9 protein-coding genes, 1 tRNA gene and 1 riboswitch are annotated in these 12553 nt (G+C 66.1%); of the genes, 5 read left to right on the forward strand and 5 right to left on the reverse strand.

Features of this window, described 5'->3' with window-relative positions; translation table 11 throughout:
- The first annotated feature begins 76 nt into the window (after positions 1–76).
- From AB7878_RS16035 to AB7878_RS16050, 4 genes are all read left to right on the forward strand, one after another.
- A complete protein-coding gene (locus AB7878_RS16035) occupies positions 77–658 on the forward strand; it encodes a TetR/AcrR family transcriptional regulator (protein WP_369495322.1) in 582 nt (193 codons plus the stop codon).
- A 144-nt stretch (positions 659–802) separates the two neighbouring features.
- Positions 803–1663: an oxidoreductase gene (locus AB7878_RS16040; RefSeq protein WP_369495323.1), complete on the forward strand. Its 861-nt coding sequence runs from the start codon at positions 803–805 to the stop codon at positions 1661–1663.
- Positions 1664–1685: 22 nt separating this feature from the next.
- Positions 1686–2687, forward strand: a complete 1002-nt coding sequence (locus AB7878_RS16045; protein ID WP_369495324.1) for an NADP-dependent oxidoreductase — start codon at positions 1686–1688, stop codon at positions 2685–2687.
- A 30-nt stretch (positions 2688–2717) separates the two neighbouring features.
- The gene (locus AB7878_RS16050; RefSeq protein ID WP_369495325.1) at positions 2718–3422 is read left to right on the forward strand and encodes an SDR family oxidoreductase; all 705 of its coding nucleotides are present in this window, start codon (positions 2718–2720) and stop codon (positions 3420–3422) included.
- A gap of 103 nt (positions 3423–3525) precedes the next feature.
- Here AB7878_RS16050 and AB7878_RS16055 read toward each other — a convergent pair whose 3' ends face one another.
- The 4 genes from AB7878_RS16055 to AB7878_RS16070 all read right to left on the reverse strand — a co-directional run bounded on the left by AB7878_RS16055 (position 3526) and on the right by AB7878_RS16070 (position 11661).
- Positions 3526–4689, reverse strand: a complete 1164-nt coding sequence (locus tag AB7878_RS16055; RefSeq protein WP_369495326.1) for a MalY/PatB family protein — start codon at positions 4687–4689, stop codon at positions 3526–3528.
- Between the two features lie 133 nt (positions 4690–4822).
- The gene (gene ovoA / locus AB7878_RS16060) at positions 4823–6973 is read right to left on the reverse strand and encodes a 5-histidylcysteine sulfoxide synthase (RefSeq protein WP_369495327.1); all 2151 of its coding nucleotides are present in this window, start codon (positions 6971–6973) and stop codon (positions 4823–4825) included.
- A 303-nt stretch (positions 6974–7276) separates the two neighbouring features.
- The gene (gene gcvP / locus AB7878_RS16065) at positions 7277–10198 is read right to left on the reverse strand and encodes an aminomethyl-transferring glycine dehydrogenase (protein WP_369495328.1); all 2922 of its coding nucleotides are present in this window, start codon (positions 10196–10198) and stop codon (positions 7277–7279) included.
- 38 nt (positions 10199–10236) lie between these two features.
- Positions 10237–10330, reverse strand: a riboswitch (glycine riboswitch).
- Between the two features lie 149 nt (positions 10331–10479).
- Positions 10480–11661, reverse strand: a complete 1182-nt coding sequence (locus AB7878_RS16070; RefSeq protein ID WP_369495329.1) for a sialidase family protein — start codon at positions 11659–11661, stop codon at positions 10480–10482.
- Between the two features lie 76 nt (positions 11662–11737).
- Here AB7878_RS16070 and AB7878_RS16075 point away from each other — a divergent pair, with 76 nt between their 5' ends.
- Positions 11738–12142, forward strand: a complete 405-nt coding sequence (locus AB7878_RS16075) for a VOC family protein (protein WP_369495330.1) — start codon at positions 11738–11740, stop codon at positions 12140–12142.
- Positions 12143–12372: 230 nt separating this feature from the next.
- On the opposite strand, the gene AB7878_RS16080 is transcribed toward AB7878_RS16075, so the two are convergent.
- Positions 12373–12457, reverse strand: a tRNA-Leu gene (locus AB7878_RS16080).
- Between the last annotated feature and the right edge of the window lie 96 nt (positions 12458–12553).

The following is a 12553-nucleotide window of genomic DNA, read 5'->3' on the forward strand; positions in this document are numbered from 1 at the left end:
GAATCGTTGGAACGGGTGGCGTGTACAAGCATGCCACCTTGCAGCTTCAGATTAATTTGTGTATGATGTACATCATATGAGGAAGATCGCTGGCAAATCCAAAGAGGTCACGCACGAACGTATCGTGGAGGTTGCTGCGCGAGCAATTCGGCGTACGGGCTACGATGGCACCAGTGTCGCCGACATCATGAAGGAGGCTGGCCTTACCCACGGCGGTTTCTATGCGCACTTTCCTTCGCGCGAAGCGATGCTTGCCGAGGCGGCTGACCGCGCCGGTGCTGATGCCGTTACCGCGTCGTCCCGTGTCGCTGCATTGGCACCGCCTGAACACGCTTTGCAGTCGCTGGTGCAGGCCTATCTGTCCAAGGAGCACCTGGAGAGCGCGGAACTGGGCTGTCCGGTCGTTGCGCTCGGTTCGGAGATGCCGCGTCAAGCGCCCGAAGTACGTCGCGCAGCCACGCGGCGCATCAAGGAGATGATCGATGTCGTCGCCCGTCAGTCACCTGACTGGGGGCAGCCCGGTGCGCATGAGCGTGCACTCGTCACGGTGGCCACCATGGTCGGTGCCCTGCTCCTGGCACGAGCGGTCGACGAACCGAAACTGTCCGATGCGCTACGAAAAGCCGCGTTGAAGTATTTGTCTACTGCCGACACCTGATCGTGGTGGCGAATTTTCATTTGCAAACGAATATGATGACTATCATATTTGTACAACACAACTGGCGGCACCAATCCGTTTCGGCAAGCAGCGCCGTGCCATCGCCGCCACCCATACCATGAAGACTCACAGGCAGGTATCCCCATGAAATCCAGGCAACCCATTGCGCTCGTCACGGGCGCATCGTCAGGCATCGGCGAAGCGACCGCCGGGCAACTCGCCAAGGCCGGCTACAAGGTCTACGGCACCAGCCGGCGCGGTGCGCAATCAGGTCAGCGCGGGTTCGAGATGCTGGCGCTCGATGTGACTAGCGACGCCTCGGTCGAAGCAGCCGTCAACGCGTTGATCCATTACGAAGGCCGCATCGACCTGCTCGTGAACAACGCCGGCTTCGGCGTCGCGCCCGCCGCGGCGGAGGAGAGTTCGCTCGACCAAGCCCGCGCCATTTTCGATACCAACTTCTTCGGCATCGTCCGCATGACGCGCGCCGTGCTTCCGCACATGCGTCAGCAGCACAGCGGCCGCATCATCAATATCGGCTCCGTGCTGGGCTTCCTGCCGATGCCCTACATGGCGCTGTACTCCGCCACCAAGCACGCAGTCGCAGGCTATTCGGAAGCGCTCGACCATGAACTGCGCACCTTGGGCATTCATGTCTCCGTCGTCGAGCCTGCCTACATCAACACGCCGTTCGACGCGAACCTGATGAAACCAGACGCACCGCTCGACGTGTATCGCGGCATTTGCGGGGGTGTGGAGCGGCGGGTGAAAGAAGTACTCGTGGGCGCAGACGGCCCAGAAGTGGTGGCCGAAATCGTGGTGAAAGCAGCCATGGCAACGAGCCCAGAAATTCGGTACGCCCCTGGACTCGCCAAGCGCATGCGCTTGCTACGTCGGTTTGCACCAGCCAGCGTGTTGGATGCCGGCGTTCGGAAAGACCTACGGCTCGACACGTCGGCAACGATGCCACCGCGCGACGCAGCCGCCATTCCGCTCTCACGTTAACGAGACCGGAGAAACAGACATCATGAAAGCCTTCCTGCTCGATCGTTACGCAAAAAATGCCAATCTGCGGCTAGGCGACATGCCGGAGCCCATGCCGGGCGATGACGAGGTACTGGTGCAGATCCACGCCGCTGGCGTGAACTTGCTGGACTCCAAGATCAAGAGCGGCGAGTTCAAGCTCATCCTGCCGTACCACATGCCGCTCGTGCTCGGCCACGACCTCGCGGGTATGGTGGTTCGCGTTGGGTCACGCGCGCGGCGGTTCAAGGTCGGCGATGAGGTCTATGCCCGCGCGCCGGACTTCCACATCGGTAGCTTCGCCGAATCCATAGCAGTCAAGGAAAGTGCTCTGGCCCACAAGCCAAAGAGCCTGAGCATGGAGGAAGCCGCCGCCATCCCGCTGGTCGGCCTGACCGCCTGGCAGGCCCTCGTTGAAAAAGCGAAGCTGAAGAAGGGTCAGAAAGTCTTCATCCAGGCTGGTTCCGGTGGCGTGGGCACGTTTGCGATCCAGTTGGCGAAGCATCTGGGTGCGACCGTGGCGACGACTACCAGCACGGCCAATGTCGATTGGGTGAAACGCCTCGGCGCCGACGTCATCGTCGACTACAAGAAGGACAACTTCGAAACCATCCTGCGCGACTACGACGTGGTGCTCAACAGCCAGGATGGCAAGACGCTGGAAAAATCCCTGCGTATCCTGAAGCCTGGCGGCCAGCTCATTTCCATCTCCGGCCCACCCGATCCCGGTTTCGCAAAAGACATTGGCGCACCCGGCTTCGTGAAACTGATCCTGCGCCTGTTGAGCTCCGGGACCCGGCGAAAAGCCAATGCCCTCGGGGTCGACTACGCCTTCCTTTTCATGAAAGCCAGCGGGAGTCAGCTGCATCAGATCACATCGCTCATCGACGCCGGTGCGATACGCCCGGTGGTGGACAAGATCTTTCCATTCGAATCGACCAACGAAGCCATCGCCTATGTCGAGAAGGGCCGCGCGAAGGGCAAGGTCGTCGTCAAGCTCAAATGAGCTTGGCTCCCCTCATTCCCGGAGTCTCCCATGAAAGTTGAGAACGCTGTTGCCCTTGTCACTGGCGCCAATCGCGGCATCGGACTGGCATTCGCCCGCGAGCTGCTCGCCCGCGGTGCCCGCAAGGTCTACGCCGGTGCGCGCGACACGGCGACCATCACGCAAGCCGGTGTTCAAGCAGTGCGTCTTGACGTCAATCATCCGGACGATGTGACGGCGACTGCCGCGTTGGCATCGGATGTGACGCTGGTGATCAACAACGCCGGCATTGCCCAACCCGGTGGCTTTCTTCTGCCGGACAGCGAGAACGTTGCACGACGGCTCTTCGAGACGAACTTCTTCGCTGTGTTGCGCATGAGCAAGGCGTTTGCACCGATCCTCAAGGCCAACGGCGGCGGTGCCTTGCTCAATGTGCTGTCGGTCGCCTCGTGGGTGAATGGCGGCGAGTTGGCCGCCTATTCGGCTAGCAAGTCGGCCGCGTGGTCGCTCACGAACGCCTTACGCAACGAACTGGCAGCACAGAAAACGCAAGTGTTGGCGCTGCACATGGGCTACGTCGATACGGATCTCACGCACGGATTCGATGTCCCGAAATCCAGTCCGGGGGAGATCGTCAAACGCGCGCTCGACGGACTCGAATCGGGCTTGGATGAGGTGCTGGCGGATGAGGTCACCGTGCAAGTGAAGCAGGGAATGACAGCGGCCCGGCCCAGTTACCTACCGCAGACCGCTTGAAGCCGACCTTCCATCGCGGGCTGGAAATCCGGAAACCCGGGTCAGAGTGCACTTCCGAGCGACTGCTGAGGGTCAAAGCCATCGTTGGTTTTGGCGAATAACATCAGCCCAGCGCCGCCTCAATGGCATCCAGCGCCGCCTCGATATTCTGCCGAGGCGTGCCGATGTTCATGCGCATGAAGCCGCTGCCGCCGGGGCCGAAGTCGCTGCCGGGGTTCAGGCCCAGCTTGCAGCGCTGCACGAAGAAATCGCGCAGCGCGGCGTCATCCATGCCCAGCGCGCGACAGTCCAGCCACAGCAGGTAGCCCGCCTCGGCCGGCTGCATGCGCAGCGCGGGCAGTCGCGCACGCAGGTTTTCGGCAACGAAGTCGCGCGTGCCGGCTAGGTAGCCGAGCAGGGCGCCCAGCCATGCGTCGCCGCTAGACCATGCGGCTTCCGCCGCGGCGATCGCGAATGGATTGGCGCCGTCGAGATGCAGGTCGTCGACCTTGCGCGCCACCGCGGCATGCAGCTCCGGCCGCGATGCCACCAGCACGGACAGTGCCAGGCTCTGCAGGTTGAAGCTCTTGCTCGGCGAGACTATCGAAATGATGCGGTCGTCCGCGCGGGCGAGCGTGGCCAGCGGGATGTGGCGCGCGCCGGGCAGGGCGAGGTCGCCGTGCACTTCGTCGCTGATGATGGCGAGTTCGTGGCGGCGCGCGAGCTGCAGCAGTTCGGTCAGCTCGCCTTCGCTCCACACACGGCCCACCGGGTTGTGCGGATTGCACAGCAGCAGGGCGCGGGCGCCGTCCTTCGCACATTGCTCCAGCTGCGCGAGATCCATCGTGTAGCGACCGTCGCTTTCGCGCAGCGGGTTGAACACCAGCTTGCGGCCGCTGGCGCTGGTGGCGTGGAAGAAGCCGCCGTAGACCGGCGGCTGCACGATCACCGCGTCGCCGGGTGCCGTCACCGCCTGCAGCGCGGCGGAGAGCGAGGCCAGCACGCCGTTGACCGGCAGGGTGGCCTCGCGTGCCAGCGCCCGGCGATGGCGCCGCGCGCACCAGCCGATCAGCGCATCGGACAGGCTGGCCGGGTATTGCGTGTAGCCGTAGATGGGATGTCGCGCGCGTTCCTGCAGCGCTTCGACCACGCACGGCGGCGCGGCGAAATCCATGTCGGCGATCCACAGCGGCATGACATCGGCCGAGCCGAACTTCCGCACACGGCCGTCGAGCTTCGTCGCGTGGCTGCCGCGGCGGTCGATGGGCTGGTCGAAGTCGAAGCTCATGGGCGGCCACGCGCAACCTGCCTGGCGGCAGGTAGACCGGCTGGTGCGGAGCGGTGGGCTGTGGCGAGCCCGAACCCTCTCCCCCGGCCCCTCTCCCGGGGGGAGAGGGGAGCAGGGCGGCGGCCCGTTCGACTCACGCCCGCCGCCGCCACAGCGTGACCTCGGACAAGGTGTGCTGGAACTTGCGGCGCGTCTCGCGTATCACGAACGGCACGGCGCGCGGTTCGCCCAGCCGCTCGAAGTGCGCGCCGAGGATCGCGTCGAGGCCGTCCAGCGTGGTGTAGCTCTCGCCGTCCTTCTTGAAGCCGCCCAGCCAGTCCGCGCGCGGCGTGTGCTCGACCAGCCAGGTGTAGGGCGAGGTGATCATCAGGACGCCGCCGGTGTTCAGGCGTTCGTGGATCGCTTCGAGGAACTGCGCCGGGTTGTAGAGACGGTCGATCAGGTTCGCGGCGAGGATGAAGTCGTAGCCGGTGAATTGCGGCTTGAGGTTGCAGGCATCGCCCTGGAAGAACTCCACCTTCGCGGCGGTATCCGCGAGGCCCAGTTCGGCGAGGTTGCGCGACTTGTATTCGACCAGCTCGCCTTCGTCGGCCAGCAGGTAACGCAAGCTGTCGCCACGTGCCAGCGCCACGCCCTGCCCGATGAAGCGTGCGGAGAAGTCCACGCCGGTGACGCGGCCGAAGTGGCGCGCCAGTTCGAAGCTGGCGCGGCCGGAGGCGCAGCCCAGGTCCAGCGCCGTGCGCTTCGGCGCGTCGCCGATCGCGTCGATCGCCAGTTCCGCCAGCGCCTGCGAGAAGTTCGGCACGTCGAAATAGCTGTCGCCGTAATGGAACTCGGCGTATTCGCTGAGCAGCTTGTCGGTCTCGTAGTGCGAGGCCGGGGCCGGCTTGAGGTGCTTGGACACCACGTAGCGGAAACCGGCGTGCTGGAAGAAGTGGCGGCGGAAGGCGTAGCGCGAGGCGGGTTCGGCCTCGTTGCCGGTGGCGATCCACGAGCCGCCTTTCATCAGGTTGTGGCGACCGTCGAAGCAGGGCGTGGTGAAGTCGTCGTAGATCGGGTGCACCGCAAACCCTTCGAACGGATAGGTCGGGGTTTCCGTCCACTGCCAGGCGTTGCCGGCGACATCGAAGAACTCGCCTTGCGCGAAATGGTTCACCGGGCATGACGAGGCCCAGTGCGCGAGGTTGAGGTTGGCGTCCGGCGTTTCACCGTGCGGCGCACCGTGGCGGCTCTCGGCGTACAGGCGGTACCACTCGTCCTCGGTGGGCAGGCGCACCGGCTGGCCGCTGTGGGCCGATTTCCAGCGGCAGAACGCCTTGGCCTCGTGGTAGTTCACTTCCACCGGCCAGTCCCATGGCATCGGTACTTCCCCGGTCATCAGGCGCAGTTGCCAGCCCTCGGCCGAGCGACGCCAGAACGTGGGGTGGGCGGCCTTGGCGAATTCACGCCAGGCATTGCCTTCCTCTTCCCAATACCCGGACTGGGCGTAACCGCCGGCCTCGACGAAGGCCAGGAATTCCTGGTTGCTGACCAGGTGACGGCTGGCCTCGAAGGCCGGTACTTCGGCTTCGTGGTGGCCGTATTCGTTGTCCCAGCCGTAGACGGCGCTGCCGGTCTCGCGACCCAGCGCCACGCTGCCGGCCGCAACCTTCACCAGCGTGTTGTCCGGTGCTACGCCGGTCTGCGTGCATGGCTGCCATGCGGGGTGCGGCTTCACGTAGGCCAGCTTGTGCTGGCGGACCAGCACCGAGGAGGTTTCCAGGTGGATGCGCTCATGCTCGATGCCCATGACGATCGCCCACCACGGGTTGTCCCAGCTGATGGGGAGCTCCAGCGGCGCCTCGGCGATCAGGCGCAGCACCAGCGCGCGCACCTTGTCGCGGTAGGCCTGCACCTCGGCCACGCTGGGCCACTCGTAGTGCGCATCGTTGAGGTCGTCCCAACCCATCTCGTCCACGCCCACCGCAAACACGGATTCCAGGTACGGGTCGACGCGCTCCCCGATCATCCGCGTCAGCAGCAGCTTGTTGACGAAGAACGTCGCGGTATGGCCGTAGTAGAAGATCAGCGGGTGGCGCAGCGTGATCGACGGCTCGTACCAGGCCGCATCGACGGCCAGTGTCTGGAACAGCGATTCGTAGCGGTCGAAGGTGCTGGTGAAGTACTCGCGCAGCACCGCGCGCATGCGTGCGGGATCGGTTTCGTGAAGGTTCGGGCTGCGCGGCAGCGGCGTGGTGGCGGCGTCGGTGCGGCGGCCGGGTTCGGCGAGCGTGGAAGCGTTCAAGGCGATACCTCTCGATCCCGGGGAATGGATGGCGTCAGGCGTGGCGGGGTTTGCATTCTGGCACGCGGTGGCCGGCGCGATCCTGTCTTGCATCAGGCTGATCCAACCAAGGTACATGCGGGAAGCCGCCTGCAATTCAATATGCCGCGCCAACAAAAAGCCCCGCGCATGGCGGGGCTTGCAGTGTCGAGAGCCCCTCTCCCGCTTGCGGGAGAGGGGTTGGGGAGAGGGCATGCTCATCGTGCGAAAAGCTGCCCTCTCCCCCGGCCCCTCTCCCATGAATGGGAGAGGGGAGTAGAGCGCTCAGGCCTCGGCTTCTTCCTTGTACGCATCCACCGGGATGCAGGCGCACATGATGTTCTTGTCGCCGTACACATTGTCCACACGTGCCACCGGCGGCCAGTACTTCTGCAGCTTCAGCGAGGGCAGCGGGAAGGCAGCCAGCTCGCGGGGGTAGGCGTGTGTCCACTCGCTGGCGCTCACCGCGAACGCAGTGTGCGGGGCGTTGCGCAGCGGGTTGTCGTCGCGGTCGAGCTTGCCTTCCTCCACCGCGCGGATCTCGTCGCGGATCTGGATCATCGCGTCGATGAAGCGGTCCAGCTCGTACTGCGATTCGCTCTCGGTGGGTTCCACCATCAGCGTGCCGGCCACCGGGAAGCTCAGCGTGGGCGCATGGAAGCCGAAGTCGATCAGGCGCTTGGCCACGTCCTCGGCGCTGATGCCGGTGGCGTCCTTGAGCGGGCGCAGGTCGAGGATGCACTCGTGCGCCACCAGGCCGTTGCGACCGGTGTACAGGGTGGGGTAGTGCGCGGCGAGGCGCTTGGCGATGTAGTTCGCGTTGAGCAACGCCACCTGGGTGGCCTTGCGCAGGCCCGACGTGCCCATCAGCGTGATGTACATCCACGAGATCGGCAGGATCGACGCGCTGCCGAACGTGGCGGCGCTGACCATCGCGCCGTTGCCGGTGCCCTGCGTGCGCGCACCGTCGTTGCCCAGCGCGCGCGGCAAAAACTCCGCGAGGTGCGAACGCACCGCGCACGGGCCCACGCCGGGGCCGCCGCCGCCGTGCGGGATGCAGAAGGTCTTGTGCAGGTTGAGGTGGGAGACGTCCGAGCCCCACTTGCCGGGCTTGGCCACGCCCACCAGCGCGTTCATGTTGGCGCCGTCGGTGTACACCTGCCCGCCGTGCTGGTGGACGATGTCGCAGATCGCCACCACGTCCTCCTCGAACACGCCGTGGGTGGACGGGTAGGTGAGCATGATCGCGGCGAGGTTCGCCGAATGCTTCTCGGCCTGCACGCGGATGTCTTCCAGGTCCACGTTGCCGTTCGCGTCGCACTTGGTGACCACCACCTTCATGCCGCACAGGTTCGCGGAAGCCGGGTTGGTGCCGTGGGCGGACTCGGGGATCAGGCAGATGTCGCGATGACCTTCGTCGCGCGACTGATGGTAGGCGCGAATCGCCAGCAGGCCAGCGTATTCGCCCTGCGCGCCGGAGTTCGGCTGCAGGCTCACCGCGTCGTAGCCGGTGATCTCCACCAGCTGCGCTTCCAGCCCGGCGATCAGCTCCTGGTAGCCCTGCGTCTGCGCGGCCGGCGCGAACGGGTGGATGTTGGCGAACTCCGGCCAGGTCACCGGGATCATCTCGGCGGTGGCGTTGAGCTTCATGGTGCACGAGCCCAGCGGGATCATCGTGCGATCCATCGCCAGGTCCTTGTCGGCCAGCGCGCGCAGGTAGCGCAGCAGTTCATGCTCGCTGTGGTGGGTGTTGAACACCGGGTGCGTGAGGAAGGCCGAGGTGCGCCGCAGCGCCTGCGGGATCAGCGACGGCGCGCTGGTGTCCAGCGCGTCGATGCTCGGCAGCTTGGCGTCGTCGCCGCCGAATATACGCCACAGCAGTTCGATGTCGGCGCGCGTGGTGGTCTCGTCCAGCGAGATGCACAGGTACTCGCCCCAGGCCTTGCGCAGGTTGGCGCCCAGCGTCACCGCACGCGCCGCGATGGCGTCGGTGCGCTCGCCGGTCTTCAGGCTGATCGTGTCGAACGCGGTGTCGTGGTGGGTGACGGTGAAGCCGAGCTGCTGCAGGCCGGCCTTGAGGATCGCGGTGAGGCGCGCCACGCGCGAGGCGATGCGCACCAGGCCTTCCGGGCCGTGGTAGACGGCGTACATCGAGGCCATCACGGCCAGCAGCACCTGCGCGGTGCAGATGTTGCTGGTGGCCTTCTCGCGGCGGATGTGCTGCTCGCGCGTCTGCAAGGTGAGGCGGTAGGCCTTGTTGCCTTCGGCGTCGATGGAGACGCCGATCAGGCGGCCCGGCATCGAGCGCTTGTAGGCGTCGCGGCAGGCCATGAACGCGGCGTGCGGGCCGCCGAAGCCGAACGGCACGCCGAAGCGCTGCGTGTTGCCGATCACGATGTCCGCTCCCATCTCGCCCGGCGACTTGAGCAGGGTCAGCGCCAACAGGTCGCTGGCGAAGATGGCCAGCGCACCCTTGGCGTGGATCTTCGCGACGTCGTCGCTCCAGTCCAGCAGCCAGCCGCTGCTGGCCGGGTACTGGATCAGCGCCGCGAAATAGTCGTCCGCGGCGATCGCGGCGTCCCACTCCTCGGCGGAGTTGGCCAGCTTGACCGTCAGGCCCAGCGGTTCGGCGCGCGTGCGCATCACCTCGATGGTCTGCGGGTGCGCGTCGCCGGACACCACGATGGTGTTGCCCTTGGCCTTGGCCGAACGCTTGGCCAGCGTCATCGCCTCGGCCGCCGCGGTGGCCTCGTCCAGCAGCGAGGCGTTCGCGATCTCCATGCCGGTGAGGTCGGCGCACATGGTCTGGAAATTGATGAGGGCTTCCATGCGGCCCTGCGAGATCTCCGCCTGGTACGGCGTGTAAGCCGTGTACCAGGCCGGGTTCTCGAGAATGTTGCGCAGGATGACGTTCGGCGTGTGGGTGCCGTAATAGCCCTGGCCGATGAAGCTCCTGAACACCTTGTTCTTGCCGGCGATGGCGCGGATCTTCGCCAGCGCATCCACTTCGCTCATCGCGGCAGGCAGCGCCAAAGCCGCGGCGGACTTGATCTTCGCGGGCACGATCGCGTCGGTCATGGCCTCCAGCGAGTCGTGGCCGACGGTGTGCAGCATGTGCGCGATCTCGGCGTCGTTGGGGCCGATGTGGCGCGCGATGAAGGCGTCGTGGTGTTCCAGCTCGCGCAGGGAGGGAGTGTTCTGGCTCATGGCAGGGGCGTCCGAAATCAACGTGCGAGCCGCACGCGGGGCGCCCCTCTGTCCTTTTGCCTGAGAGTTTGGAGGCTTGCGCCTCGTGCCCCTTCGGCGGCGGATTCAACCGCTCTCTCCAGAGTGCTTCACGCAGGATGGTATGGGGCCTGAGCGATTACGGGCGTTGCGCCTTCGGCAGCGGCGCGTTCCCTGCGGAGGCGCCGCTTCTCCCACCATGCGTTTTCAGCCGGCGATTATACAGGCACGGCAGGCCGTGCAGGCCGGTTCGCGCACGCGGTTCAGGTAGGGCAGGAGGCGCCCAGCCAAGCCAGGTTGAAGCGGGCGAAATCCAGGTTGCCGTCGCCGGCCTCCCAGAAGATGCCGAACGTGCCGTCGGGCAGGCGCGCCATCGCCGAGTACATCGCGTCGCCGGGATCGAGCACGCGGCCGGCGTTCCAGTGGCGGCCGTCGTCGCAGGACAGGCGGATGGTCAGCCGGCGGCGTTCGTCCGGGTCGGCGGTGTTGCTGAACAGCAGCCAGTGCGCCTCGGGCCGGCCGGTGTCGGCCAGCGGCGCCACGCGGATGATGTCGGCGTTGTTGTGCGGGTCGGGCAGCTGCGGGTCGGGCTCCGCGGGGCCGAACCGGACGCCGCCGTCGCGCGACCGCGCCACCACGCGGGCATGCACCTTCGGATCGGAGGAGCGGCTGTTCTGCATCACGGTGCCGTCGGCCAGTTCCACCGCCTTGTTCTCGTCCAGCCGGCCGCCGAGCGGTTCGCCGATGCGCCAGCGGGTGCCGTGGTCGTCGCTGTACGCGTTGACGGCGTGGATCAGGTTGTCGGGGCCGCGGAACACATACGGCTGGATCAATCGTCCGCGCGCGACGCGGTCATCGAGCAACTGGATACCGTGACCTGAGGTGGCGAACATGCCCTTCCAGTCGGGGCGCTTGATCGCCGCGAGCAGGTCGCGCGGCCCCTGCCAGGTGAGCCCGTTGTCGTCCGACCAGATGTAGCGCGGATGCTGGATACGACTGTCCGGGGCATTGCCGGCCTGCGCGTTCCAGAAACCCACGCCGGGCGGCGCCCAGGCATGGAACAGGAACACGCGGCCGGTATCGCGATCCACCAGCAGGCTGCTGTCGCCCGCGCCGGAGCCGTGGGCGTGGCGCACCACGGTCTGCGGCGCGCTCCAGGTGCGGCCCTGGTCGCGGCTGCGACGAAGCAGGATGTCGATGTTGCCGGGCAGGTCGTGCGCCGAGTCCAGTCGTGCGTCGTAGCTCGCCAGCAAGGTGCCGTCCTTCGCCACCGCCAACGCGGGGATGCGATAGGTGTGCACGCCGTTGTCGCCCGACTTCGCCAGCGTGGTGCGCTCGAACAGCGGCGCCGCGTCGCGGCCGGGCAGGGTCGAACAGGCAGTGGCCAGCGTGCCGGCGAGCAGGATGGCAAAGGCGCGGCGCAGGTGGGCGCGAGGGCGGGGCATGGGGATCTCGTCGGGGCGGTGAGATGGCGGGCGTGGGCTATGCTCGGCCCTTCATCCGTCAGCCCATGGGAGCACCATGATACGCATCGGCGAAATCGATCACGTCGTGTTGCGCGCCATCGACCTCGAAGCGATGCAGCACTTCTACTGCGAGGTGCTGGGCTGCCGCGAGGAGCGACGACAGGACGCGATCGGCCTGGTGCAGCTGCGCGCCGGCGTCTCGCTGATCGACCTGGTCAGCATGGACGGCAAGCTCGGTCGATCGGGCGGTGCCGCACCGGGCAGGGAAGGCCACAACATGGATCACTTCTGCCTGCGCGTGGAGGACTGGGACGAGGTGGCGATCCTCGCCCACCTCAAGGCGCACGGCGTGCGCATCGGCGAGCTGGGTTCGCGCTACGGCGCACGCGGCGAAGGCCCGTCGATCTACTGCCACGATCCGCAGGGCAACATGGTCGAATTGAAGGGGCCGGCGGTTTGAGCCCCTCTCCCTGCGGGAGAGGGGCTGCGGTGAGGGTTCGGGCGAAACATGAGCTTGAGAACCGAACCCTCATCCGTCGCTGCGCGCCACCCGCATTCGGCACATCCATGTGCCTCACCCTCCGGGCGGCTCCGCCGTGCAAATCGGCCATCCTGCCGATTTGTCCCCCGGAGGGAAAAGGCGAATGCAGAAACGACGAAGCCCGCCTTGCGGCGGGCTTCGTCTACAATTGGTGCCCAGGAGAGGACTCGAACCTCCACGGTTTTACCCGCTAGTACCTGAAACTAGTGCGTCTACCAATTCCGCCACCTGGGCAGGTGTCGCGCGAGCCTTGCGGGCTGCGTGAGCCGCGTAGATTAGGGATCACTCCGGGTTCTGTCAACACTTTGTCGACGGCCCCACTCATCAGGC

Origin of the sequence: Rhodanobacter humi (assembly GCF_041107455.1) — a bacterium.
GTDB lineage: Bacteria > Pseudomonadota > Gammaproteobacteria > Xanthomonadales > Rhodanobacteraceae > Rhodanobacter_A.

What these genes read in the sequence shown, in the direction of transcription:
- AB7878_RS16070 (WP_369495329.1), bottom strand. Translation starts at nt 11,661, where the DNA reads ATGCCCCGCCCTCGCGCCCACCTGCGCCGCGCCTTTGCCATCCTGCTC.
- AB7878_RS16035 (WP_369495322.1), top strand. Translation starts at nt 77, where the DNA reads ATGAGGAAGATCGCTGGCAAATCCAAAGAGGTCACGCACGAACGTATC.
- AB7878_RS16075 (WP_369495330.1), top strand. Translation starts at nt 11,738, where the DNA reads ATGATACGCATCGGCGAAATCGATCACGTCGTGTTGCGCGCCATCGAC.
- AB7878_RS16045 (WP_369495324.1), top strand. Translation starts at nt 1,686, where the DNA reads ATGAAAGCCTTCCTGCTCGATCGTTACGCAAAAAATGCCAATCTGCGG.
- AB7878_RS16055 (WP_369495326.1), bottom strand. Translation starts at nt 4,689, where the DNA reads ATGAGCTTCGACTTCGACCAGCCCATCGACCGCCGCGGCAGCCACGCG.
- AB7878_RS16050 (WP_369495325.1), top strand. Translation starts at nt 2,718, where the DNA reads ATGAAAGTTGAGAACGCTGTTGCCCTTGTCACTGGCGCCAATCGCGGC.
- AB7878_RS16040 (WP_369495323.1), top strand. Translation starts at nt 803, where the DNA reads ATGAAATCCAGGCAACCCATTGCGCTCGTCACGGGCGCATCGTCAGGC.
- gcvP (WP_369495328.1), bottom strand. Translation starts at nt 10,198, where the DNA reads ATGAGCCAGAACACTCCCTCCCTGCGCGAGCTGGAACACCACGACGCC.